General features: G+C 50.9%; 24 protein-coding genes. 6 read left to right on the forward strand and 18 right to left on the reverse strand.

Features of this window, described 5'->3' with window-relative positions; all coding sequences use genetic code 11:
• Nucleotides 1-220: 220 nt before the first annotated feature.
• The 11 genes from BZG83_RS06500 to BZG83_RS06550 all read right to left on the reverse strand — a co-directional run bounded on the left by BZG83_RS06500 (nucleotide 221) and on the right by BZG83_RS06550 (nucleotide 10,007).
• Nucleotides 221-1,123, reverse strand: a complete 903-nt coding sequence (locus BZG83_RS06500) for a LysR substrate-binding domain-containing protein (protein ID WP_077479831.1) — start codon at nucleotides 1,121-1,123, stop codon at nucleotides 221-223.
• A gap of 59 nt (nucleotides 1,124-1,182) precedes the next feature.
• Nucleotides 1,183-2,751, reverse strand: coding sequence for a HAMP domain-containing protein (locus BZG83_RS06505; RefSeq protein WP_158011460.1), 1,569 nt, complete (start codon nucleotides 2,749-2,751; stop codon nucleotides 1,183-1,185).
• Nucleotides 2,752-2,932: 181 nt separating this feature from the next.
• On the reverse strand, nucleotides 2,933-3,958 hold the full coding sequence (gene rsmC / locus BZG83_RS06510; protein ID WP_077479833.1) for a 16S rRNA (guanine(1207)-N(2))-methyltransferase RsmC: 1,026 nt from the start codon (nucleotides 3,956-3,958) through the stop codon (nucleotides 2,933-2,935).
• 104 nt (nucleotides 3,959-4,062) lie between these two features.
• Complete coding sequence (locus tag BZG83_RS06515) at nucleotides 4,063-5,148, reverse strand: AI-2E family transporter (RefSeq protein ID WP_077457424.1); 1,086 nt, start codon at nucleotides 5,146-5,148, stop codon at nucleotides 4,063-4,065.
• Between the two features lie 100 nt (nucleotides 5,149-5,248).
• Nucleotides 5,249-6,406, reverse strand: a complete 1,158-nt coding sequence (hemW, locus tag BZG83_RS06520) for a radical SAM family heme chaperone HemW (protein ID WP_077479834.1) — start codon at nucleotides 6,404-6,406, stop codon at nucleotides 5,249-5,251.
• 2 nt (nucleotides 6,407-6,408) lie between these two features.
• Complete coding sequence (rdgB, locus tag BZG83_RS06525) at nucleotides 6,409-7,005, reverse strand: RdgB/HAM1 family non-canonical purine NTP pyrophosphatase (protein WP_077479835.1); 597 nt, start codon at nucleotides 7,003-7,005, stop codon at nucleotides 6,409-6,411.
• 28 nt (nucleotides 7,006-7,033) lie between these two features.
• Entirely contained in the window at nucleotides 7,034-7,474 is a 441-nt protein-coding gene (locus BZG83_RS06530) for a DUF4426 domain-containing protein (protein ID WP_069591168.1), read from the reverse strand.
• Between the two features lie 61 nt (nucleotides 7,475-7,535).
• A complete protein-coding gene (locus BZG83_RS06535; RefSeq protein ID WP_077479836.1) occupies nucleotides 7,536-7,832 on the reverse strand; it encodes a DUF167 family protein in 297 nt (98 codons plus the stop codon).
• Nucleotides 7,832-8,386, reverse strand: coding sequence for a YggT family protein (locus tag BZG83_RS06540; RefSeq protein ID WP_077479837.1), 555 nt, complete (start codon nucleotides 8,384-8,386; stop codon nucleotides 7,832-7,834). The genes BZG83_RS06535 and BZG83_RS06540 overlap by 1 nt, the downstream gene beginning before the upstream one ends.
• Nucleotides 8,387-8,402: 16 nt before the next feature.
• Nucleotides 8,403-9,221, reverse strand: a complete 819-nt coding sequence (gene proC / locus BZG83_RS06545) for a pyrroline-5-carboxylate reductase (protein ID WP_077479838.1) — start codon at nucleotides 9,219-9,221, stop codon at nucleotides 8,403-8,405.
• Between the two features lie 84 nt (nucleotides 9,222-9,305).
• Complete coding sequence (locus tag BZG83_RS06550; protein ID WP_077479839.1) at nucleotides 9,306-10,007, reverse strand: YggS family pyridoxal phosphate-dependent enzyme; 702 nt, start codon at nucleotides 10,005-10,007, stop codon at nucleotides 9,306-9,308.
• Nucleotides 10,008-10,030: 23 nt separating this feature from the next.
• On the opposite strand from BZG83_RS06550, the gene BZG83_RS06555 reads away from it, so the two are divergent.
• Together BZG83_RS06555 and BZG83_RS06560 are read left to right on the forward strand one after the other, a co-directional pair.
• A complete protein-coding gene (locus tag BZG83_RS06555; protein WP_069591174.1) occupies nucleotides 10,031-11,056 on the forward strand; it encodes a type IV pilus twitching motility protein PilT in 1,026 nt (341 codons plus the stop codon).
• Nucleotides 11,057-11,064: 8 nt separating this feature from the next.
• Entirely contained in the window at nucleotides 11,065-12,183 is a 1,119-nt protein-coding gene (locus tag BZG83_RS06560; protein ID WP_077479840.1) for a PilT/PilU family type 4a pilus ATPase, read from the forward strand.
• Here BZG83_RS06560 and ruvX read toward each other — a convergent pair.
• The 7 genes from ruvX to BZG83_RS06595 all read right to left on the reverse strand — a co-directional run bounded on the left by ruvX (nucleotide 12,180) and on the right by BZG83_RS06595 (nucleotide 17,990).
• Entirely contained in the window at nucleotides 12,180-12,608 is a 429-nt protein-coding gene (ruvX, locus tag BZG83_RS06565) for a Holliday junction resolvase RuvX (RefSeq protein WP_069591176.1), read from the reverse strand. The two genes, BZG83_RS06560 and ruvX, sit on opposite strands and share 4 nt — an antisense overlap.
• Entirely contained in the window at nucleotides 12,605-13,171 is a 567-nt protein-coding gene (locus BZG83_RS06570) for a YqgE/AlgH family protein (RefSeq protein WP_077479841.1), read from the reverse strand. Before BZG83_RS06570 ends, ruvX begins: the two co-directional genes overlap by 4 nt.
• Nucleotides 13,172-13,261: 90 nt before the next feature.
• Nucleotides 13,262-14,206: a glutathione synthase gene (gene gshB, locus BZG83_RS16880; protein WP_077479842.1), complete on the reverse strand. Its 945-nt coding sequence runs from the start codon at nucleotides 14,204-14,206 to the stop codon at nucleotides 13,262-13,264.
• A 21-nt stretch (nucleotides 14,207-14,227) separates the two neighbouring features.
• Entirely contained in the window at nucleotides 14,228-14,959 is a 732-nt protein-coding gene (gene rsmE, locus BZG83_RS16885) for a 16S rRNA (uracil(1498)-N(3))-methyltransferase (protein WP_069591180.1), read from the reverse strand.
• A gap of 114 nt (nucleotides 14,960-15,073) precedes the next feature.
• The gene (locus BZG83_RS06585; RefSeq protein WP_077479843.1) at nucleotides 15,074-15,577 is read right to left on the reverse strand and encodes a SprT family zinc-dependent metalloprotease; all 504 of its coding nucleotides are present in this window, start codon (nucleotides 15,575-15,577) and stop codon (nucleotides 15,074-15,076) included.
• Nucleotides 15,578-15,721: 144 nt separating this feature from the next.
• Entirely contained in the window at nucleotides 15,722-16,876 is a 1,155-nt protein-coding gene (gene metK, locus BZG83_RS06590) for a methionine adenosyltransferase (RefSeq protein ID WP_077479844.1), read from the reverse strand.
• Between the two features lie 175 nt (nucleotides 16,877-17,051).
• Nucleotides 17,052-17,990 carry a LysR family transcriptional regulator gene (locus tag BZG83_RS06595; RefSeq protein WP_077479845.1) on the reverse strand — a complete coding sequence of 313 codons (939 nt, stop codon included), beginning with the start codon at nucleotides 17,988-17,990 and terminating at the stop codon, nucleotides 17,052-17,054.
• Nucleotides 17,991-18,161: 171 nt separating this feature from the next.
• Here BZG83_RS06595 and BZG83_RS06600 point away from each other — a divergent pair, with 171 nt between their 5' ends.
• From BZG83_RS06600 to fbaA, 4 genes are all read left to right on the forward strand, one after another.
• Nucleotides 18,162-20,117, forward strand: a complete 1,956-nt coding sequence (locus BZG83_RS06600) for a ligand-gated channel protein (protein ID WP_077479846.1) — start codon at nucleotides 18,162-18,164, stop codon at nucleotides 20,115-20,117.
• Between the two features lie 200 nt (nucleotides 20,118-20,317).
• The gene (gene epd, locus BZG83_RS06605) at nucleotides 20,318-21,334 is read left to right on the forward strand and encodes an erythrose-4-phosphate dehydrogenase (RefSeq protein WP_077457434.1); all 1,017 of its coding nucleotides are present in this window, start codon (nucleotides 20,318-20,320) and stop codon (nucleotides 21,332-21,334) included.
• Between the two features lie 65 nt (nucleotides 21,335-21,399).
• The gene (locus BZG83_RS06610; RefSeq protein WP_077479847.1) at nucleotides 21,400-22,566 is read left to right on the forward strand and encodes a phosphoglycerate kinase; all 1,167 of its coding nucleotides are present in this window, start codon (nucleotides 21,400-21,402) and stop codon (nucleotides 22,564-22,566) included.
• 154 nt (nucleotides 22,567-22,720) lie between these two features.
• Entirely contained in the window at nucleotides 22,721-23,797 is a 1,077-nt protein-coding gene (gene fbaA, locus BZG83_RS06615; RefSeq protein WP_069591186.1) for a class II fructose-bisphosphate aldolase, read from the forward strand.
• Nucleotides 23,798-23,833: the final 36 nt, after the last annotated feature.

Raw genomic sequence — 23,833 nt, forward strand, 5'->3', positions numbered from 1 at the left:
GTTGATATCTGCGATGCTCATGTATTGGCATACACTGCGCGTCTCGATTCAACATCCTCATCGCATCAAACAAGATAATCTAATTAGAGCTTAATGTTGGGCTTTAGTTAGCAAAAATTTAAGCATCAAAGCGGATATGCGTAAGACTTTGATGAGAAAACATCAAGCCCTGACCTGACGGTCGGGGCTTTTTTGTATCTGTCGCTTGGGTGATTGCTGGTTAAGTAGAAGAATGGGATTGAGGTTGCCAGTGTAAGCAAAAATCCCAGAAGCGGGTGAGTAAACCTGACTGGTATTTATCTTTGTGACGCACGAGCCAATAGCGCCGGGATAATAGCAGAGGGAGTTCGAGGGCAACGACTCGACCGTCGGCAATGGCGTGTTGCGCGGAGAGCTTAGATAGATATGCCAAGCCTAACCCGGCACTCGCTGCGTTTAAAATCGCTTCTGTGGTATTARGCTCGAAAGAAAGGTGCCAGCGCTCGAAGCGAGGAGCAAGGCGTGAGAGAAAGTGCTCGCGTGTGCCTGAGCCAGATTCGCGGATCAGCCAAGTTTGATTGTCTAGATCCCCAACACTTAACGGCGCTTGACTGACAAGTGGGTGATCAGGGTGACACACCACTGCCATCTGATCACTTAGCCAAGGCGTTTGCAGTAAATCAGGATGTTGGATTTCACCTTCTATTAATCCGATATCCAGCTCGAAATGTTGCAGACGAGCGATGATCTCTTGGCTGTTTGCAATCACTAATGTTTGTTGTTGATGCGCGGTTGCATGACGAAAATCGCCGATCAGTGCCGGCAAAAGCTGGTTGCCCACCGTATCGCTTCCCCCTAAACGTAGGCAGCCAATCAACTGGCTGTCGTCTTTCAGTGCTGCGCTAATCTCATCGCTACGGGTCAGCAATTCATCTGCTTTAGGGATCAGCGCAGCACCTTGGTCATTAAGGTGGAGTCGGTTGCCGCGTCGATCAAACAAGGGGTAACCGAGCTGACTTTCTAACTCGGCAAGCGCCATGCTGACCGCTGGTTTACTGAGAAACAGTTTCTTGGCGGCGGCGGTGATCGTGCCCTCTTGCACGATAGTTAAAAACACTCGCAATTGAGGAAGTGAAAGCGCCATTACGACCTAGCGATTAAGGGTTTGAGCCACTATAAGGCCGCGGACTCTCAATGACAACGTTAACGACGGTCGGTAATCCAATGTTGGATTTCTTGTTGGGCCTGTTTTAAGGGTTGGTAGTACGGCGATTGTCTGTCCGTATGCTGGAGAACGAAATCGAGACTACGTACCACATTCCGCCAACGTGGCGTTTTGGGAACCGTTTCAAGGTGCAGGTATTTATCCAAGGTTCTTGTTTGCAGGCTACCTTTGTCGGAATAGACGCGCCATAGACCACTTTGCTCGGCCAAACCAACTTTATCACCGCCCCATGCCTCTAACGCGAGGTTCATCGCGATGACTAAGCTGTGATGTAAGCTGTCTGACTGCATTGCAGGCGTGTGCTCACTGGGTGAGGGAGATGATGTTGAAAAGCACGTCGCTTTTAAGCGGTGTTGCAGGTGCGATAAGGCCGTGGCAAGCCGTCCGATTTCATCTTGGCGTTGCCGATGCGTCACTGGATAGTCAAGCTCACCGGCTGCAAATTGTTCGGCGCACCAAGTCAGTTGCAACATAGGGAGAGCAAGACGATGGGAGAGCCAGTGCCCAATAAATAGCAGTAATACAATCAGGACTATCACCAAGGCCACACTGATTGAATACAGTCGATAAAGCGGCTGATACGCGCTTTGCTTGGGGGTGCAAGTTATCAGTGCCCAAGATGTGTTGCCGATGCTGACGGGACGATAAGCGGTCAGTTGTGGCATCAATGCATAGTCGCTGGGTGACAATACTCCTTGTTGACCCTCCAAGCTTTTTATAATTGCCGCTTGGGGAGGGGAAACAGCGAGTTTGGCATGACTTGAGCGGGGTACCCAGCCACTGAGTAAGGACTGATGCGATTGATCAATAAGCCATAAGGCTGAGTGAGGGCGTTGAAGCTGGCGAAGCATGGCGGATAAGTTATCCGTCGTGGTACTTACGGCAAGGATACTTTGGATCTGACCGCTTTTCAGTATCGGGGCGAGATACCATGCTTGCATGGTGCGTGAGCCTTGGGGAGCAAAGTGAGTGCGTACCCACTTAGGGCGCCGCTTAGGCGGGGCATCTAATAATTGGGTGACAGCTTGGCGTAGTCTGGTATCCGCGAGCAACTGTGGCGTGGCTTTGACGGCAAAAACGAGGTGTTGGTTTCGGTCAAACATCGCCACATTATTGAACTCATACCTTGCCATCCATGATTGGTATTGACGGTTAAACTGTCGATAAAGGCGATGATAGTTCTGGTTGTTGGTATTGAGGTGTGTTCCTGCGTTTTGCTGCAGGATTTGCATGAGCTGTCGGTGCGCTTGGGACGTGTCTTCACCTAATTGGGCGAACGCATTCGGAAAGCCATAGAAGCGCCCACCACTACTGATCGCCAAGTCGGAGTCTGCAAGGTTAACAACGGCACGCACCTGATCATGAAAATATTCTTTGATGGTGAAGTAGTAGCGATCTCGTTCGTTCTCCAGCTGTTGGTGGGCTTGGGTGATCAACAGCTGTGACTGACTCCATGTAAAGTAACCGGTCAGAATTATCACAGGAATAATGCTAAGGCTAAAAAACCACCACATAAAGCGGCGTTGAAGACGCGTCGAGTAACCCATATCCATTTGCACGCTGTGAGTACCTCTCCCTGATCACGCGGGCTTGAATCACAAGCGGCTGCCAAAAGGCAGCCGCGAGAGAGTAAACGCTAACACGTCCGATGAGCTAAAACTGTGACCTGCTGTCAGGTATCAAGCCTTAAAACTGTGTTAGTGCGCTGATTGATGGTGTTATCAGCAACTAGCGCGCTTTTTGCGCATGATAAACTGCGAATCGACGTGTTTTCGYGAGGGTATCGCACTGACCAAACCCTTTTTCAATAAGCGGTGGGTAACGTAAGAAGCTATTGGCGACGATCACCAGTTGGCCGCGACGGCGCAGATAGCGAGGGGCGCTTTCCAGTAACGACTCGGTGGCGTGATAATGTGTCTCTAGCCCTTCATGGAATGGGGGATTGCTGATAATGGCATCAAACTGCTGTCCACTGACGGCACTTAGCATATCTGAAACCAACACAGAACCTTTGAGTCCATTGGCCTCAAGGGTCGCTTGTGTCGAGGCAACGGCTAAGTGATTCACATCGACAAACGTCAGTGCGAGCTTGGTGTTGCTCGCCAGCAATGCGGTGCCAATGACACCAGCGCCACAACCGACGTCAATTACATCCCCTTCCATAGCGGGGAGGTTTTTCAGCAGTAAAGCGGTCCCGTCATCCAAACTTTTTTGGCTAAATACGCCGGGGAGTGCTCGGATCGTGAGGGCCATCTCTGCGATTTGCAACGGGTAATCATTAAACCATGCCGCTAACTCAAACTGAGGCGCTGGGGACGTGCACTCGCCGTAATACAGGCTGCACCGGCGCGCAGAGTCTTGTTTGGTGACGTGGCCATAAGGCGCAAAACGTTTTTCGATGCTTTTGACGCCACTACGGTTTTCACCCACCACTATCCAGTCGACGTTGGCGCCGAGGCGATGGGTGAKCATCGCGAGAAGAAAGTCAGCTTCTGCTTTCGATTTGGGCCAATAAAAGAGCACAAGGTCCACCGGCTGCTCATCATTATACTCAGCACCTGCGTGCACAGTGACACCCGTATCGGCCATGCGCGTTGCATAGCCGTGATGCGTGGTAAACWCAGAGACACTTTTTGCATGTGCGAGGAGTTGCCGAGCAAAGTCATCTTCCAGCTCACCTGCCAATAGAACATGTTTGTTTTCAAATAGCGTCAGGTGGCGCTGCGCAATTTCACTCGGGGCCGTTAAACTCATGATCGTTCTCTTTACGTGATTCAGACGTGACAATCGACGCGCTTAGGTGCGCGCTGGGGAGCGGATTGTCCCACAAAGCGCGCACTAGGCCAACCTATGCCAAGTTAGGCATTGTCTTGGCGGTCGAGGAAACGCTCGAACTCAATTTCATACATGCGAAAGAGGACGAGGGTGAGCGAGAAGATGATGGGGCCATAAATCAGTCCCATCAATCCAAATAGGTGCAGGCCGCCAAGCAAAGAGAAGAAGATGAGCAAGGTATTCATCCCCGAGTTCCCCTGCATCAAAAACGGGCGTAGCAGGTTATCAATCGAGCCGACCACCACCACGCTCCATATCAATAGCCCTAGCGCCCATTGCCATTCGCCCGTGATGGCTAAATACACCACTGTCGGCAGCCAGATAAGTGCTGTGCCCACCACGGGAATAAAGGAAGCGAAAGCCATCATGGTTCCCCAGAATAGGGCGGGCAGTCCCACGGCCCACATGGCTAAGCCACCGGCTGCGCCTTGGGCGAGTGCGGTGAGAAATGAGCCTAACACGGCAGATTTGGCGACTTTCTCGACTTCATCGAGCAGTTGGTCTTCTTGGCTGCGAGAAAGTGGGATCACATGACGCAGAGTTTGAATGATGCTTTCGTGATCTCGGAGTAAAAAGAAGAGCACAAACAGCATCAGCATAAAATTGATAAAAAAGTTGGTCACATCGCCCAGTACTTTGGAGCTGAACTCTAACATTTGCCCACTGAATGATGACATCCAAGCAGCGAGTTTCTTCACCGTTTCTTGCGGGTCTATCAAATCAAACGGAAGCCATTGATTGAAAAAGTGGAGCGCACCCTGAACTTGTGGGTTATTCATCAGGGATTTTGCGCCACCATTATTCAACCAGTCATAACTTTGAGTAAAAAAGCTAACACCTTGTTGGATGATGGCCGCGGCGACTAAGGTCAGCGGGATAATGATAATAAAGGTTAGCAGCACACAGGACAGCACCGCGGCAGTATTCGGGCGATCGCCCAAGCGTTGCTCGATACGGTTATGCACCGGAAAAAACAATAGCGAGACGATAAAGGCCAGCACAATGGCGCCAATATAGGGCTCAATAAGCAGATAACACGCGTAGGTGGCAACGATAAGCGCTGCAATCAGGGTCCAGTGTTTGGGCTCGACGCGAAATGACGGGCTCACAGGCGTATCCTTTTTTGCTGAATGTCGGTGGGCGATGCCCTCGATAAACTAAGGCGGATCGGTGATCCGCCGTATTTATGAGCACCTTACCATAGACAGATTAGTCTGCGTCAGCTAAAAAAATCGCCAACAGATCGTTTAAGAATAATTTTCCCTTTGGCGTGATTTGCCAGTGTGATCGGGTGTCTGTGATTAACCCTTGCTCAATTGCCTCTGCCATAGGCGCATCGAGTGTCGATAGCGGCAAGCCTGTCCGCTGGACAAACTCAGCTTTGGGACAAGCTTCCAATAAACGGAAGCGATTCATAAAGAACTCAAAGGCCAGCTCTGTGGGTTTGACCCATTGACTATCGGTCAGGTAGGCCTTTTCCGGGTCGAGGTAGCCGCGCGGATGCTTGACTTTGACTGTGCGCAACACCCGTGCTTGACCTTGATCTGGCAATGTCAGTTTTCCATGAGCCCCGCAGCCAATCCCTAAATAGTCGCCAAATCGCCAGTAGTTGAGATTGTGCTGGCATTGCTTGTTCTCAAGGCTGTAGGCCGAGGTTTCATACTGCACATAGCCGGCGTCTGTGAGCAATTGATGGCCTTTGTCAAAAATATCCCAAAGGGTATCTTCTTCTGGCAGCGTAGGCGGTTTGGAGTAAAACTGGGTGTTAGGCTCGATGGTTAACTGATACCAAGACAAATGCGGTGGATTCAGTGCAATGGCCTTTTCAAGATCCGCCAGCGCTTCTTGCTCCGATTGATTGGGTAAGCCGTGCATCAAATCGAGATTGAAGCTATCCAATCCGGCTTGGTGTGCGAGCTGAGCCGCACGTTCGGCCTCTCCCGGACCATGAATACGCCCTAAGCGCTCGAGTTTATCGGCGGAAAAGCTTTGTACACCAATAGAGATTCGATTGACGCCCGCTTGACGGTAGCCAATGAACTTATCGGCTTCCACCGTGCCGGGGTTCGCTTCCATGGTCACTTCCATGTTTGCGCTTGGCATTAGGCGTGCTTTGATGCCATCCAGCAAGCGCTGAATTTCGGGGGCCGACATCAAGCTTGGCGTGCCACCACCAATAAAAATCGAATGCAGTGGTCGCTCAGCGACAGAAGGATAAGCGGCCAAGTCGGTATCAAGGTCATCGAGCAATGCACTGATATAGTCCGACTCTGGGATCACCCCTTTTTGCGCATGAGAGTTAAAGTCGCAGTATGGGCATTTTTGTACACACCACGGGATGTGTACGTACAAACTCAGAGGGATCATGCTTACTGGGCCGCTTTTAACGCATTGAATAAGTGGTTGAGCGCTTGGCCGCGATGGGAGCGCTGTTTTTTCTCTGATGCGGGCATCTCTGCGGCGGCGCACTGTTGGTCATGGGGTAAGAACACAGGATCATAACCAAAGCCATTGTCACCCTGAGGGGTGTGGGCAATTTTGCCTTCCCACACACCATGGCACACCAGAGGAGTAGGGTCATTGGCATGACGCATATATACGAGCACACAGTGAAAACGTGCGGTACGCTGCGCATCCGGTACGTCTTGCATCGCGTCTAGCAGTTTGACGACATTGTCGCTATCGCTCGCTTGTTCACCTGCATAACGGGCAGAGTAGACTCCAGGCGCGCCGTTGAGGTAATCAACTTCTAGACCTGAGTCGTCTGCGATGGCAGGCAGGCCAGTAATTTTTGCCGCATGACGGGCTTTGATAATGGCATTTTCAATGAACGTGGTTCCAGTCTCATCGGCATCCTTGACGGCAAAATCGCTCTGAGGCAAGACCTCAAAACCGAACTCGCAGAGTAAGCCAGCCATTTCTTTTACTTTTCCAGCATTGCCGGTGGCGAGTACAACTTTGTTCATGAATAGTACCTATTTGCTTAAAGCCCGATTAAGGGGTATCAACGTAAAATTTGTAGCGATAGTCCAAGGTGGCGGATCGGTTGCCTTGGGCGTTTAATTCGATATGAAACTGATACGTTTCTTCATCGTCAGCCGCAAAGGTCGCGATGTAGTAAATCGCCTCACCTTCACGTATTTCCTTGAAGTCTAGCTCACGGCTATTGCCAACGAGGTTTTTCACGCTTCCTGTCAAGGTCGCACTGACCGCCGGTTTGCCGAGCTGCATTTTATCAAGCACGGCGATATTCACTAGTCCGCGGTAGCCACTTCGCGTGATGTCGTACTGTTTTGCGATCTCAGGGGTTAAAAAGGTGGTCGAGATCGTGTTGTAGTGCACTTCGAGCTCACCCACCTCTTTGTATTGCCCTGACCACGCTGACAGCGAGAATAGACTCAGAAAACTGACCAGCATTACCGTAAATGTACGCATAATTCTTCCTTGTTGTCGTGCGAGTCGCCTCGCCTGAATACGGATAATTGACGATGAGTGATCAGTGGGGAAGATACGGGGTTAGCCAATCAGGAAGCTGTTGGGGGGCTTCAATCTGCACTTGCTTGTGTCGATTTGTTAACCCGTGGGTCACTGTCACATTGCTTTTTGCGATCTTACACTGCTTGGCAAGCCATCGGCATAAATGGGCATTGGCTTTGCCATCCGTGGGTGGTGCTGTGATGGCGATCTTAAGCGCATCGCCATGTTGGCCCAGACACTGGTCTCGGCTTGCTTTGGGTTGTACGTACAGACGCAATGTGATTGCGCCTGTCTCAGTATCAACACGGACGGGCATTACAGCGCGTACCACACTGGGCCGAGAAAATCGCCAATCAGCATATTGATAAACTGTAACGCAATAAACACCACCAAGATGCTTAAATCGAGCCCGCCAATCGGTGGGATCACGCGACGTACCGRCGCACATACGGGCTCAGTCAGTTGGTGGAACACGTATTCAACCGGATTATTCCCTTGGCTGACCCAGCTAAGAATGGCGCGCAGAATCAGCACCCAGAACAGCAGTTTCCCAGCGGCTTTTAGGAGTGCGATGGCGGAGAAAATAAACATGCCACCACTTAGCGTCAATGGATTACCCGCCACCAAATCGAGCACGGCAAACTTCGCGACCATTAACAGGTAGCCAAAAAGCACGGTAGCGAGATCTAAGCTGCCCAGTGATGGGATCAGACGGCGTAGCGGTCCGACAACAGGCTGGGTTGCTTTCACCACAAACTGGGAGAAAGGATTATAGAAGTCGGCACGGGCTAATTGTAGCCAAACGCGCAACAGCACCACCATGATGTAAAGATCAAACGCGGTGTTGATCAGAAAGGTCATTGCATTCATATCGTCGCCTTAGTGATTAAAATTCTTTTTCCATTTGTTCGGCACGGCTAACTGCCGCTTGCATGGCTTGCGCGACAATATCACCGATCCGGTTTTCGTCAAACACACGCAATGCTTCAGCGGTTGTGCCTCCTTTGGAGGTCACCTGTTCGCGTAGAGTGCCTAATCCGATATCTGGGTTGGCTACCACCATTTGCGCAGCGCCAAGCGCCGCTTGTTGCACCAAACGACGTGCGGTGTGGTCGTCAAAGCCTTGCTGCATCGCTTCTTGATGCATGGCTTCCATAAATCGGAAGAAATACGCGGGTGCGCTGCCGGCTGCCGCAATCACGCCATTGATGTCAGATTCTTGGTTGACCCAGCAGATCTCACCGACAGCTTGCATGAGTGCGCCCGCATAATCACGATCCTCATCCGACACGGTAGGGACGGCGTAAAGGCCACTCATCCCTTGTCCGACTAAAGAGGGAGTATTGGGCATCACGCGAACGAGGTTGAGTGTTGTGCCTGCCATCGCCATCAGGCGATCGGCATGGATCCCTGCTGCGATCGAAATCACTAATTTGTTTTGCCAATCGACGTCGGTCAGCGAGGCGAGCACTTGCGCCATCAGCTGTGGCTTGACCGCCAATACCACCACCTCTGCCCCTTGGCATGCGGCAAGATTATCGGCGGTGGTCTGAATACCCCATTCGGCCTGCAAGCCGCTATTCGGCGAGGCACTTGGTGACGCCGCCGTAATCGCTGAGGCTGGATAGCCCGATTGAATTAAGCCCGCGATAATGGAGCGAGCCATGTTCCCTGCGCCAATAAAAGTCAGTGCGCGATGTTCCATGAATGACGTTCCTATTGTTGGTGGTACCTGATGCTGATAACCAGCACGTCACGTGTCGTTCTATTTTCTTTTTCCCGCAGTGCGTTAGCGTTTTTCTCGTGCCCCAAATACCGCTGTCCCAATTCGTACCATGGTGCTTCCGGATGCAATCGCTGCTTCCATGTCGCCGCTCATCCCCATTGATAGCGTATCGACGCTCTCGTATTTCGCTTTTAATGCTGAAAACATGTCAGCCAAAGGGGTGAAGGCGGCACATTGTTGGATATAGTCGGTTTCAGGTTGAGGAATCGACATCAAACCCCGTACGGTGAGATTCGGTAACTGAGCGATTGCCTCAATCAGCGCTTCGGCCTCCTCAAAAGCGACCCCTGACTTTGACGTTTCCCCGCTGCTATTCACTTGCACCAATACATTCAGGGCGGGTAAATGTGCGGGACGTTGCTCACTCAAACGTTTGGCGACTTTTAAGCGATCCACAGAATGTACCCAATCAAAGTGCTCGGCAATTTGACGCGTTTTGTTGGACTGAATGGGGCCAATAAAGTGCCATTCCAATGCGGAATGTGCGGCATGCTGAGCAAAATGCTGCACTTTTTCCACGCCTTCTTGTACGTAGTTTTCACCAAACGCGTGTTGTCCTGCCGCCAACGCTTCTGCGATGGCTTCGATGGGCTTGGTTTTACTCACCGCAAGCAATTGCACCGAACCTTCGGGTCGGCCGCATTTTTGCGTCGCGTGGTCTATGTGTTCCATGACCTGTTCAATGTTTTTCTTGATACTACACATACTTGATTCTGCGAGGAAAATGAATGGATATCACTGAGCTATTGGCCTTTAGTGTAAAACATAATGCGTCAGATCTACATCTTTCCGCGGGAGTGGCGCCTATGGTGCGGGTAGATGGCGATGTGCGCAAGTTGAGTTTGCCAGCGTTGAGCCATCAAGAGGTCAATCAATTGGTCCTGGATGTTATGAATGATAACCAGCAGCGTGAATTTCAAGCGCAGTTGGAAGTGGATTTTTCATTTCATATGCAGTCTGTGGGACGCTTTCGGGTTAATGCATTTCATCAGCAACACGGCTGCGCGGCGGTATTTCGGGTGATCCCCGAGACAGTCCCCAGTTTGGCGGACCTCCATGCACCAGAGATTTTTGCGGATTTTGCTCGGCTCTCAAACGGATTAGTGTTGGTCACCGGCCCGACGGGCTCGGGGAAATCCACCACGCTGGCGGCCATGGTTGATCATATTAATCGCCATGCGCCCAAACATATTCTTACCATTGAAGATCCGATTGAGTTTATTCATCACCCGCAACAAAGTTTGATTAATCAGCGTGAAGTGAAGCGCGATACTTTATCGTTTCAGCAAGCGCTGCGTTCGGCGTTGCGTGAGGATCCGGATGTGATTTTGGTGGGAGAGCTGCGTGATCTCGATACCATTAGCTTGGCGTTAACGGCGGCGGAAACCGGACACCTGGTATTCGGCACCTTGCATACGTCAAGCGCAGCGAAAACAGTCGACCGTATTATTGATGTCTTTCCCGGCAGTGATAAGCCGCTGGTCCGCTCGATGCTTTCGGCCTCACTGCGGGCGGTCGTGTCTCAGCAACTGATAAAAACAGCGCAAGGTGGGCGCGTGGCCGCCCATGAAATCATGATCGCAAGCCCAGCGATTCGTAACCTCATCCGTGAGGATAAGGTGGCGCAAATGGTGTCGATGATTCAAACCGGCTCCAATCAAGGGATGCAAACCATGGAGCAAGCACTGGCCGATTTAGTCGGGCAAGGGACGATCGCGCCTGAACAACGCGATCGCGTATTACGTGCGCTTTAGGAGGAAGCATGAAACTCAGTAGTGTGCTGGTGGCGATGCAAGAACACACCGCCTCGGATGCGTATATTTCTGTGGATGCGCCTGTGATGTTACGGGTGGATGGACGCTTAAAACCTCTGTCTTCGCCGTTGTCGTTGGCGGCAATCAACGTCATGTTGAACAGTGCGATGAACGAGGAACAAAAGCAGCAATTTATTACCACGCGAGAAGCGAACTTTGCGGTAAAACGCAGTGTTGGGCGTTTTCGGATCAGTGCTTACTGGCAGCGCGATATGCCCAGCATGGTGATCCGTCGGATAGAAACCGAGATTCCGCGTTTGTCATCGTTAGGCACCCCAGTGGTGCTCGAAGAGCTTGCGATGCAAAAGCGAGGCTTGGTGCTAGTGGTTGGGGCGACGGGGTCGGGTAAGTCGACAACCATGGCTGCGATGATGGGGTTTCGTAATCATTATGGCCAAGGCCATATCCTAACGGTTGAGGATCCAATCGAATTTGTTCATGAGCATCAGCAATGCATTGTCAGTCAACGCGAAATTGGTATTGATACCCAAGATTATCAAACAGCGCTAAAAAATGCGCTCAGGCAAGCACCAGATATGGTGGTGATTGGTGAAATACGCACACCAGAAACCATGAACTTCGCGCTTCAGTTTGCGGAAACGGGCCATCTTTGCTTGGCCACTTTACATGCGAATAACGCTTACCAAGCACTAGAGCGAGCATTACACTTGATGCCTAAAGCACAGCGAGAGACCTTTTTATTTGATTTATCGATGAACTTAAAAGGTGTCATCGCTCAACAGTTGGTACCGGGCGTGAATGGAGTTGGGCGGCATGGTGCCTTTGAACTATTGATTAATAACGCGCATGTGGCAGAGCTGATCCGTAATGGTGAACTGCACGCGTTGAAAAAAGCCATGTTGAGCGGGGAGCATTTTGGTATGCAGACCTTTGATCAATCACTGTATGCGCTTTATGTGCAAGGGAGTATCAGTGAGGATGAGGCGCTGCGGCATGCTGACTCGGCCAATGAATTGAAGTTGATGATCAAAACCGGTGCCAAGCACAGTGCGCCGGGCTGCGCACTGGATCATGTACGAATTGAAAGAGCGGGTTCTCAGGATTAATCGGCGTATTGGCGTTCAAACCAACTTTCGATAATCACCACCGCAGATTGTGCATCGACCGCGCCTTTTTGCAGTGCCTTATAGCCACCACGTTCGAACAATGCCGCACGGGCCTCCCGAGTGGAAAGACGTTCGTCGTGCAGTTCGACAGGATAACCGAAACGTCCATGCAGACGGTTGGCAAACTTGCGGGCGCGCGGGGTAATGGTCTCAAGTGGTTCACCATTCAAGTCAAGTGGCAACCCGACCACCAAAACATCGGGTTGCCATTCTTTGAGTAATGACGCGATCTCTTCCCAATTGGGGATCCCATCGCGGGCTTTTAATGCACATAGAGGGCGTGCGGTTCCCGTTAACGATTGACCGATCGCAACGCCAATACTTTTGACGCCATAATCAAACCCAAGCACGGTGTGTGAAGTCATGCGTGTCCTATTTCTGAAGATAAATTCGCCGCCTTGATCCCCAGTTGATCGAGGGCTTTTTGCCAACGCTCACTAAGGGGGGTGTCAAAAATCACTTTGGGATCGGCTTCCAAGGTTAACCAGCTGTTTTCGGCTAACTCCAGCTCAAGTTGCCCGGGCTCCCATCCGGCATAGCCGAGCGCGACAATAAATTGGTCGGGCTGCTCATCGGTTCCCAAAATAGACAGTATGTCTTTGGAGGTAGTAACCGCAAGATCGTCAGACAGTGGGATGCTCGTGCCAAAGCTTCGATCTGCACGGTGGAGCACAAAGCCGCGATCTTCCGACACTGGGCCGCCAAACAGGACGGGTTGCGCTAGGCTATCTTTGGCTTGTGAGAGCGGAAGCTGCCGCTCAACCTCGATTTGGTCGAGCATTTTGCCCACCGAGATATTGATAGGCTGATTGATCATCAATCCCATCGCGCCGTCATCGTTATGCTCACACACGTAAATCACACCATGTTGAAAACGGCTATCGGTCATGCTTGGCATTGCGACTAAAAAATGATTTTTCAGATTCATATCGCCGTTCTCCCGTTGAGGCGCGTACTTTGAGTATGCGCTAAAAAACAAAGTTAGGTGAAAATAGGCGCATTAAATGCGCCCACTGACTTACCCTTGGCAACGTGTTGCAATGGCATCCATCAGCAAATCACCAATCGATATATCATACGCTGCATCAATTTCGCGGATGCAGGTGGGGCTGGTGACGTTGATTTCAGTCAGCTTGTCGCCAATGACATCAAGGCCGACAAAAATTAAGCCTTTCTCTTTAAGCGTTGGTGCAACCGCGCGCGCAATCTCCCAATCGGTCGGGGATAAGGGGCGTGCTTCACCACGTCCGCCAGCGGCAAGGTTACCACGTGTTTCGCCATCGGCAGGAATACGCGCCAAGCAGTACGGCACCGGCTCACCATCGACCACTAAGATACGTTTGTCGCCATTGCTGATATCAGGCACGAAGGTTTGCGCCATGCAAAAACGGTTGCCGTGCTCGGTCAGGGTTTCAATAATTACTGACAGGTTCGGATCGCCTTGTTTGACCCGAAAGATAGACGCGCCGCCCATGCCATCGAGCGGTTTTAAAATCACATCGCCATGTTCGGCCTGGAATGCTTTGATCTCGTCGGCACGACGGGTCACTAATGTGGTCGGAGTGTGTTCTGGGAACCACGCGGTATAAAGCTTTTCATTGCAATCGCGCAAGCTCTGCGGTTTGTTAACAATCAATACTCCCGCTTGCTCGGCACGCTCTAGCATATAGGTCGCATAAATATATTCGGTATCAAACGGGGGATCTTTACGCATCAAAATGGCATCAAACGCACTCAGTGGCTGTGTTTGAGTGTGGGTAATTTGATACCAATCGTTCGGATTGTCTTGTAGCGAGACTTGATGGGTTTTCGCGTACGGCGCGCCTTGCAACATCGACATATCATCCATGTTGATATAATGCACTTCCCAACCGCGTTTTTGTGCTGCCAACATCATGGCAAACGTGGAATCTTTTTTTACATTGATGGCCGAGATCGGATCCATCACAACACCAATTTTCATCTTGATTCTCCTGTTCGCCAACTAGCCCAAATCACCGAAACGAACCTGCAAAGCGGTAATGGCCGTCAGTGCGGCGGTTTCGGTCCGCAATACACGGGGGCCGAGTAAAATTTCTTTAAAGTCACAATCGCGCGTCATGGCGATTTCTTCATCGGACAATCCACCTTCGGGGCCTATCAATAAGCGTAGCTTCGATGGACGCTCTGGCAGCGTATTAATGGAATACGGGGCGCGAGGGTGTAGGTTGAGCTTCAGTCCGGCAAAGGCTTCTTGGCTCCACGCCTCCAACATCATCACAGGACGAACTTCTGGGACGCGATTACGGCCACTTTGTTCGCAGGCGCCAATGGCGATCTTTTGCCATTGTTGGCGTTTTTTCTCGAGTCGTTCTGCATTGAGCTTCACGCCGCACCGTGCTGATATCAGCGGAGTGATCACATTGACGCCCAGTTCGACCGACTTTTGAATGGTGAACTCCATTTTCTCGCCGCGCGAGATCACTTGTCCAAGCTCGAGGTCAAGTGGCGACTCCACACTGTGATCGTCTCGTGCACTGATGGTCACGGACACCTGTTTTTTAGTGACATCGCTTAAAGTGGCGGGAAACTGAGCGCCACTGCCATCAAAAAGCAGCACGGCTTGGCCCGGCTGCATGCGCAATACGCGACCAATATGATTGGCCGCATCGTCGGTGAGCGTCACATCGCCTTGTGATGGYAAAGGGTCTGGGTGATAAATTCGAGGAATACGCATAATGCTTGAGTTCCGTGATCAATAAGTTGCCAGTGTAACACGCTGTTCKGTGACTGGGAGGCTTGTGTTGATATGGGGACAGACACGAAAAAAACCAAGACGAGAAAAACGCGATTATAGTACCGCGGATACCGGCATCAGCGTTTGGTGACAGCGTTTACATCGGTAGCTCGCCTCACCGCGTCGCACTTTATTGTGGCGCCGTACGGTCAAGGCCACTTCCCCGCAATGGCACGCATAGGCAAACGTTTTGCCTTGAACGGCAGTAATATCGAGTTGATGGGTGGTGTTGGCCGGTGCCTGAAACACGGTTTCCATCAAGGTACGCCATTGTGAGCCGTGAGGCTTAACGCGTCCATACAATGCGAAGGTGACGAGGTGACAGACTTCATGCGGGATCACTTCCTCAAAAAACACATGAGGAGACTGTTGAAGCAGCACGGGATTAAAACGCAATCGCCATTGGGTCGGATGCGCTGTGCCGGCGGCACGTCCCCGCAGCGACAGGCTAGTGTCGGGATAAGTCAGTTGAATACCGAGCTGGTGGTTGGCGGTGTCAATGCACTCGCGTACCCGTTCAAAAACGGCATCAGCCAGTGGTTCAGAGACTGCGGGCATGGCAATCGTTACCTCACTCGAGTTAACGTCTTGGGGTCATGTAACATGCGTCATTTAACATGTGTCACAACACATGGGTGATTAAAAAAAGGGAAGCCGCTGCTTCCCTTCCTTTCTTTGCGCACAATGAGCGTTAGCCCAAGGTTAACCAAGTTTAGCAAATTCGCGCAATAGCTCGGCTTTGTCGGTTTTCTCCCAAGGGAAAATATCACGACCAAAGTGACCGTATGCGGCGGTTTGCTTATAAATCGGTTGTAGCAGATCTAGCATTTCCTGCAGACCGTATGGGCGCAAGTCGAAGTTTTCACGCACCGCCTTGATAATGACTTCAGGGGCCACTTTTTCGGTACCAAAGGTTTCGACCATGATAGAAGTCGGCTCGGCGACACCAATCGCGTAAGACAATTGGATTTCACAGCGGTCCGCCAGACCGGCAGCGACAATGTTTTTCGCCACATAGCGTGCCGCATAGGCGGCTGAGCGGTCAACTTTCGATGGATCTTTACCGGAGAATGCACCACCACCGTGACGGGCTGCACCGCCGTAGGTATCGACGATAATTTTACGGCCAGTAAGACCACAGTCGCCCATTGGGCCACCAATCACGAAACGACCGGTTGGGTTGATGAAGTATTTGGTTTCTTTGGTCAGCCATTCTGCGGGCAGAACTGGCTTGATAATCTCTTCCATCACCGCTTCACGCAGAGTTTCGGTAGAGACGCTGTCGCAATGCTGAGTAGAAAGTACAACTGCGTCGATGCCGACGATCTTGCCGTTGTCGTACGCAAAAGTGACCTGACTTTTAGCGTCTGGACGCAACCAATCTAGGGTGCCATCTTTACGCGCTTGCGCTTGGCGCTCGACCAAACGGTGCGAGTAAGTGATCGGGGCAGGCATAAGGACATTGGTTTCGTTGGTTGCGTAACCAAACATAATGCCTTGGTCGCCTGCGCCTTGATCTTTGGGATCGGCACGGTCAACACCTTGGTTAATATCTGGTGACTGCTTACCAATGGTGTTGAGAACCGCGCACGAGTTGGCATCAAAGCCCATGTCTGAGTGTACATAGCCAATGTCGCGAACCGTTTGGCGTGTCAGCTCTTCAATATCGACCCACGCTGAGGTGGTGATCTCGCCGCCGACCATTACCATGCCGGTTTTTACATAAGTTTCGCAGGCAACGCGCGCTCTTGGATCTTGCTCAAGAATTGCATCCAAAACGGCATCTGAAATTTGGTCTGCGATTTTATCTGGATGGCCTTCAGAGACAGACTCTGAAGTAAACAGGTGCTTAGCCATGTGACACTCTCATTGTTTATCAAGGATACCGACGATACGAGGCGAAATCGATCGCCGATCATCTCAGATGTTTTAACTTCTAGACGTCTATTCTATTCGTAATTGTGACAAACGCAAGCAAGTTGATGCATAGCGTCATGCATTTAGGTATAGCAAACGATTGCGCCATGAGGCGTTATTCGACGGCTGCAGGCATAACATCATCGGCCATCTGAGCCTCTGTCCACGCTTTGGGAGCGCGAGTGATAAACCGCTCCACCAGTGTATCTATGCGCAAAGGCAGCCTCCCTGAGGCGCTATATAATCGAATCGGTATCGCGGCTGACTGCCATTGTGGCAAACAGCGAATAATCTTGTCTGGGTGATGCGCCTGATACCCTTCAGCATTCCATGTAGGTAGTAGGCCCACACCTTGTCCGTTGGCAATGGCATCGATTTGAATCGCAACCATATCGCAGTTAAACCGGCTGGGAAGCGCGCTCAAATGATAGGGAGGCTGATGGGAATGAAACAGCGTGAGTCCACGTCGGCGGAGCGCAAATACATCCAGCCAAGCGTGATCATCCAACGCGGAGGGGTGTGAAAACGGACCATGTGCCTGCACATACGCGGGCGAGGCGTAAATGCCGTAGTGCCAGTGACCCAGTGTTTGGGTGCGACAGTTAGTGGGGACCATCACATCGTCGGCCCAGATAACAATATCAGCCGCTTGGATACGCTGTGCACTCAGCTCACTGGTTAAAGTGATGGACACTTTGGGATGCTCGGTTAAAAAATGATTCAGTAAAGGGCCAGCCCAGCCACGCATGAGCGCCGGATGGCAAATGACTTCAATTGGCCCTTTTAGCTCATTATTCAGACCGTGAATGGCTTCTTGGCTTTCCTCTGCCAGGGCCAAAATTTGCGAGCAATAGCGCGAAAAGGTTTCGCCGGCTTTAGTGAGTACCAAGCGATTTCCCTGCCGTTGGGTTAACGCTTGGCCAAGGTCACTTTCTAATTGTGCCAGTCGCCGACTAATGGTCGATTTGGGCTGGTGAAGTGCGTCAGCCGCTGCGGTCAAGCTTTGATGGCGGCAAAGGGCATCGAACGCACGGATAGCGGCAAGATCCTGCATACTTCCTTATCCTATTTTTCTTTTTTATCAGTAAGATGAAATAAACCCTTACTCGTCTCACGTTCGAAAACTGGAACAAGTTGTTCCAGTTTTAGGGCTGGGTTTCCTTACTCTAATATGAATAATTCTCACTAATCAAATGATAATTATTATCAAATAATGGAGTAAGATATGTCTAGTCGTCTTCGTCCCGTTGTGGTTGGGATGGTATTAGCGGGAATGCCGATAGCCTCACTTTCTGCCGCTGAGGCAGCCAACACGGAAACCATGGTGATCACCGCTTCTGGGTTTGAGCAAGTGACAGCCAAAGCACCTGCCAGTATCAGTGTGATCAGCCGAGATCAGTTAGAAGGGCGCTACTATCGTGATGTGACCGACGCATTAAAACGGGTACCGGGTGTGGTGGTGACTGGCGGTGGTGATACGACGGACATCAGTATTCGCGGCATGGCCTCAAAATACACCCTGATTTTGGTGGATGGTCGACGAACTTCAAGCCGTGAAACACGCCCTAACAGTGATGGCCCGGGTATTGAGCAGGGGTGGTTGCCACCGCTACAAGCGATTGAACGTATTGAGGTCATTCGTGGCCCTATGTCAACCCTGTATGGCTCGGATGCGATCGGGGGGGTTATCAACATTATTACGCGCCGTGGTGAACAAGATTGGCACGGTAACGTGCAGTTGAGTACGGTGATGCAAGAAAACCGCGCATCGGGCGATGAGCAAAGCGCTAACTTTTACCTATCAGGCATGTTAAGTGACAAAGTTGGATTGAAACTGACGGGTCAAAACACGCAGCGCCAAGAAGATGATATCCAGTACGGCTATGAAGATAAGTCATTACGCTCTTTATCCACCACTTTGACTTACGATCATAATGATTTGCACCGTTGGGAGCTTGACCTCGGCGTCAACGCACAAGATCGCCGTGGTCATGTCGGCCGCTCCGTACCGAGTGACGATAGCCTTTGTCGCGGCAGCTGTGAGAACAGTAATAATGAATATCGGCGTCAGTCGATAGCGGTCAGCCACAAAGGGAATTGGGACTGGGGATGGTCTGACAGCCACTTGCAATACGAACAGAGTCGGAATAAAAGCCGCGAAATGACCATCGAAAATACCGAATTTAAAACCAGCTTAGTGCGTGATTTCGAGGCACATACCCTGACGGTGGGTGGCTCTGTTGTCTATGCGAAGTTGGAAGATTTTACCTCCAACCAAGCGTCGACCAAGACCAGTATCGATAATACGCAATCAGCGATTTTTGTTGAGGACGAATGGCGCGTCTTGGAGCCGTTGAGTGTGACTTTAGGGCTTCGAGTCGATCACGATGAAAACTACGATTACCACGCCAGTCCTCGCCTGTATGGGGTTTATCAAGTTACTGATAAATGGATTGTAAAAGGTGGGGTGGCGACAGGCTTTAAGTCTCCGCAGCTTCGCGAAATTACGCCTAACTGGGCCCAGGTGAGCCGTGGCGGTAATATCTACGGTAACCCCGACCTTGACCCTGAAACATCCGTGAATACCGAGCTGAGCCTCAACTATCAAGGGGATAACGGCATCACGGGATCGATTGGTGTGTTCCACAATGACTTTAAAGACAAGATCACCCGTGTGACGTGCCCCGATACCGTATGTACTGCGGGACCAAACAAATGGGGCTCGGATCCAACTTATCGTGTCAATGTGGATGAAGCGGTTACCCAAGGGGTGGAAGCGAGTATTTTCGTGCCCATCGGTGATACCGTGGATGTAAGTGCCAGCTACACCTATACCGACTCGGAACAAAAAACCGGTGAGTATAAAGGGCAGCCACTCAATCAAATCCCGAAATCGCTAGCGCATGGTGAAGTGAACTGGCAAGCGACCGAAAAACTCAGCCCATGGGCGAGCGTGACTTACCGTGGTAAAGAAATGGATCCGGTAACAGGCCCATCATCGCGCAGCAATATCGAACCTGCGTATACCATGGTGGATGCCGGGGCGAACTACCAACTGACCGATGCCATTGAGTTGCAAGGGGCGATATACAATCTGCTGGATAAATCGCTGGACTATGACGACTACGGTTACATCAGCGATGAGCGTCGCTACTGGGTAGGGATGAATATCCACTTCTAAGGAGGCTCTTCCCTATATGACTCTTTTATCATCAGGATAGAGACAGCGATAACACTGCCGCGCCCGTTTTGGTCTATTGCCAAACGGGCGCTTTTGGATGGGGTAGGGTGATCAGTCGCGTGATTAGCCTCACATAAGACGTGCGTCTTTTACGTGCTTGAGATACACTGGGCGGCGTTGTCAAACGAGCACCGATGGACATGACACTAAGAGTCGCAATTAATGGATTTGGTCGCATAGGTCGCAGTGTATTGCGCGCCTTGTATGAAAGCGGCAAACAGGATCGCATCCAAGTGGTGGCGATCAATGAACTCGCGGAACCAGAAGCGATGGCCCACCTGCTGCAGTATGACTCCAGCCATGGGCGTTTCGGGTGGCCGGTGTCTTTCAATCAAGAACATCTGTTCGTTGCTACTGACAGCATTCGTCTCCTTCACTTATCCGAACTCCACCTTTTGCCTTGGCGCGACCTAGACGTTGATATTGTGCTCGATTGTACCGGTAAATTCGGCACGCGCGCCGATGGTGAGGCTCACATTGCCGCGGGGGCGAAAAAAGTACTGTTTTCCCATCCCGCCAGCCAAGATGTCGATCGTACGGTTATTTTTGGTGTGAATCACGAAGCACTGACCAGCGATGATCGTATCGTCTCAAACGGTTCTTGTACCACCAACTGCATTGTGCCCGTGATTAAAGCGCTTGACGAGCACTTTGGCATTGAGTCAGGCACCATTACCACGATTCACTCGTCGATGAATGATCAACAAGTGATCGATGCCTACCATACCGATCTGCGTCGCACACGTGCGGCAAGTCAGTCTATTATTCCGGTAGACACCAAATTACATGTCGGGATTGGTAGGATTTTTCCGAAATTTTCTGACAAGTTTGAGGCGATCTCGGTTCGAGTACCGACGATAAACGTGACAGCGATGGATTTAAGTGTCACTGTACGTACTAAAGTGAAAGTTAATGACGTAAATCAAGCTCTGCAAACCGCATCTCGATGTACATTAGACGGTATCCTGGATTATACCGAAGCGCCCTTGGTGTCGATTGACTTCAACCATGACTCACACAGCGCCATTGTCGATGGGTCACAAACGCGGGTGAGTAACCATCAGCTGATTAAAACGCTGGTTTGGTGTGACAACGAGTGGGGTTTTGCCAACCGAATGTTGGATACCACCCTTGCCATGGCAGCGACAACGCAGTAGCCAGCAAGTGGGGGTATCGCCCTGATTAAGTCAGTTTCAATTTGCAACCTTATAGAGAGGACCTTATGTCTGTAATTAAGATGACCGACTTGGATCTTGCCGGAAAGCGTGTCTTTATCCGTGCAGACCTCAACGTGCCAGTGAAAGATGGCAAAGTCACATCTGACGCGCGTATTTTGGCGTCACTACCAACCATCAAACACTGCCTGGCGGCAGGTGCGAAAGTGATGGTGACCTCTCACCTTGGCCGTCCTGAAGAAGGCCAGCCTGAAGACAAATTCTCGCTACAGCCTGTTGTGAACTACCTTGACGATGCATTGGATTGCAAGGTTAGCTTGGCCAAAGACTACCTGAATGGCCTTGAGCTGAATGCCGGTGAGCTGGTGGTTCTAGAAAACGTACGCTTTAACAAAGGCGAGAAAAAGAACGACGAAGCTTTATCAAAACAATACGCTGCTTTGTGTGATGTGTTTGTGATGGACGCATTTGGTACTGCACACCGTGCGCAAGCATCGACTCACGGCGTGGGTATGCATGCACCGATTGCCTGTGCAGGTCCACTTCTGGCGAACGAGCTAGATGCACTGGGTAAAGCGATGGATAACCCTGCGCGCCCAATGGTGGCGATTGTGGGTGGTTCAAAAGTATCGACCAAATTGACTGTGCTGAAATCTCTGTCAACCGTGGCGGATCAGCTCGTTGTCGGTGGCGGTATCGCCAACACCTTTATCGCTGCAGCCGGTCACAATGTAGGCAAGTCTCTGTACGAAGCAGACTTGGTCGAGACTGCAAAATCACTGATGGAAGAGTGTCATATTCCAGTGGCAACAGATGTGGCGTGTGCCAAAGCGTTTGATGAAAACGCAGACGCTGAGATCAAGCGTGTTGAAGACGTGCAAGACGATGACATGATCTTCGACCTAGGCCCAGAATCTACCCAAGCACTGGCTGACATTCTGAAAAATGCCAAAACTATCCTGTGGAATGGCCCTGTAGGCGTGTTTGAATTCAAGAACTTTGAAGCGGGCACTAAGGGTATTTCACAAGCGATTGCAGAGTCAGAAGGCTTCTCTGTCGCCGGTGGCGGTGACACCTTGGCTGCCATCGATAAGTTTGGCATCAAAGCTGACGTGTCATACATTTCCACAGGTGGCGGTGCGTTCCTCGAGTTTGTTGAGGGCAAACCACTACCAGCGGTAGAAATGCTAGAAGCACGTGCCAAAGACGCGTAATTGACGTGATAAAACGGGAGCGATGTCTCCCGTTTTCGCATTCGTTTGACTACAATAGGCCGAGTCGTAAACGATTGCACCATTTCTAGTTAAGGTGCTGTGGCACCTTCACGAAGTTTAAGCAAAGACAACCCGAGTTAATAGGACGAGAGCCATGTCTAAAGTTTTTGATTTTGTAAAACCTGGCGTTATCTGGGGCGATGACGTTCAGAAAGTATTTGAAGTCGCCAAAGAGAACAAATTTGCGCTGCCAGCAGTCAACGTGGTGAACACTGACTCTATCAACGCTGTGATGGAAGCCGCTGCGAAAGTAAAAGCACCGGTTGTTATCCAGTTCTCAAACGGTGGTGCTGGCTTCTTCCCAGGTAAAGGCCTGAAGCTAGACGGTCAAGAAGCTCAAATCAAAGGCGCAGTAGCGGGTGCAAAATATGTACACGCGATGGCTGAAGTCTATGGTGTGCCTGTGATCATGCACACTGACCACGCTGCGAAAAAATTGCTGCCATGGATTGATGGTCTGCTAGACGCTGGTGAAGCTTTCTACAAAGAACACGGTAAACCTTTGTTCTCTTCTCACATGATTGACTTGTCTGAAGAGTCACTGGAAGAGAACATGGAAATCTGTGCTGAGTACCTAGCGCGCATGGACAAAATGGGCATGACGCTGGAAATCGAACTGGGCATCACCGGTGGTGAAGAAGATGGCGTGGACAACAGCGATGTTGATACCGCCGATCTTTACACCAAGCCAGAAGAAGTTGCCTACGCGTACGAGAAACTGTCTGCAGTTAGCCACCGTTTCACCATCGCCGCTTCATTCGGTAACGTACACGGCGTGTACAAGCCAGGTAACGTGGTTCTAAAACCAACCATCCTGCGTGACTCTCAAGCTTACTGTGCAGAGAAATTTGGTCTAGCACCAAACGCGCTGAACTTTGTATTCCACGGTGGTTCTGGTTCTTCACAAGCAGAGATCGAAGAGTCTATCGGTTACGGTGTGATCAAAATGAACATCGATACCGATACCCAGTGGGCAACTTGGAACGGTATTCGTCAATACTACCAAGAGAACGAAGCCTATCTGCAAGGCCAAATCGGGAACCCGAAAGGCGACGACCAACCAAACAAAAAATTCTACGACCCACGCGTATGGCTACGTAAAGGTCAAGAATCTATGGTTGCCCGTTTGGAGCAAGCATTCTCTGACCTTAACGCGATTGACGTACTATAAGTATTGTCTCTCCGGTCATCAAAACCCGCCACTTGG

Origin of the sequence: Salinivibrio sp. PR919 (assembly GCF_001995355.1) — a bacterium.
Lineage (GTDB): Bacteria > Pseudomonadota > Gammaproteobacteria > Enterobacterales > Vibrionaceae > Salinivibrio > Salinivibrio proteolyticus.

What these genes read in the sequence shown, in the direction of transcription:
- BZG83_RS06505 (WP_158011460.1), bottom strand. Translation starts at nt 2,751, where the DNA reads ATGGGTTACTCGACGCGTCTTCAACGCCGCTTTATGTGGTGGTTTTTT.
- hemW (WP_077479834.1), bottom strand. Translation starts at nt 6,406, where the DNA reads ATGATCCCTCTGAGTTTGTACGTACACATCCCGTGGTGTGTACAAAAA.
- rdgB (WP_077479835.1), bottom strand. Translation starts at nt 7,005, where the DNA reads ATGAACAAAGTTGTACTCGCCACCGGCAATGCTGGAAAAGTAAAAGAA.
- BZG83_RS06530 (WP_069591168.1), bottom strand. Translation starts at nt 7,474, where the DNA reads ATGCGTACATTTACGGTAATGCTGGTCAGTTTTCTGAGTCTATTCTCG.
- BZG83_RS06535 (WP_077479836.1), bottom strand. Translation starts at nt 7,832, where the DNA reads ATGCCCGTCCGTGTTGATACTGAGACAGGCGCAATCACATTGCGTCTG.
- proC (WP_077479838.1), bottom strand. Translation starts at nt 9,221, where the DNA reads ATGGAACATCGCGCACTGACTTTTATTGGCGCAGGGAACATGGCTCGC.
- BZG83_RS06550 (WP_077479839.1), bottom strand. Translation starts at nt 10,007, where the DNA reads ATGTGTAGTATCAAGAAAAACATTGAACAGGTCATGGAACACATAGAC.
- BZG83_RS06555 (WP_069591174.1), top strand. Translation starts at nt 10,031, where the DNA reads ATGGATATCACTGAGCTATTGGCCTTTAGTGTAAAACATAATGCGTCA.
- BZG83_RS06560 (WP_077479840.1), top strand. Translation starts at nt 11,065, where the DNA reads ATGAAACTCAGTAGTGTGCTGGTGGCGATGCAAGAACACACCGCCTCG.
- ruvX (WP_069591176.1), bottom strand. Translation starts at nt 12,608, where the DNA reads ATGACTTCACACACCGTGCTTGGGTTTGATTATGGCGTCAAAAGTATT.
- BZG83_RS06570 (WP_077479841.1), bottom strand. Translation starts at nt 13,171, where the DNA reads ATGAATCTGAAAAATCATTTTTTAGTCGCAATGCCAAGCATGACCGAT.
- gshB (WP_077479842.1), bottom strand. Translation starts at nt 14,206, where the DNA reads ATGAAAATTGGTGTTGTGATGGATCCGATCTCGGCCATCAATGTAAAA.
- BZG83_RS06585 (WP_077479843.1), bottom strand. Translation starts at nt 15,577, where the DNA reads ATGCCCGCAGTCTCTGAACCACTGGCTGATGCCGTTTTTGAACGGGTA.
- metK (WP_077479844.1), bottom strand. Translation starts at nt 16,876, where the DNA reads ATGGCTAAGCACCTGTTTACTTCAGAGTCTGTCTCTGAAGGCCATCCA.
- BZG83_RS06595 (WP_077479845.1), bottom strand. Translation starts at nt 17,990, where the DNA reads ATGCAGGATCTTGCCGCTATCCGTGCGTTCGATGCCCTTTGCCGCCAT.
- BZG83_RS06600 (WP_077479846.1), top strand. Translation starts at nt 18,162, where the DNA reads ATGTCTAGTCGTCTTCGTCCCGTTGTGGTTGGGATGGTATTAGCGGGA.
- epd (WP_077457434.1), top strand. Translation starts at nt 20,318, where the DNA reads ATGACACTAAGAGTCGCAATTAATGGATTTGGTCGCATAGGTCGCAGT.
- BZG83_RS06610 (WP_077479847.1), top strand. Translation starts at nt 21,400, where the DNA reads ATGTCTGTAATTAAGATGACCGACTTGGATCTTGCCGGAAAGCGTGTC.
- fbaA (WP_069591186.1), top strand. Translation starts at nt 22,721, where the DNA reads ATGTCTAAAGTTTTTGATTTTGTAAAACCTGGCGTTATCTGGGGCGAT.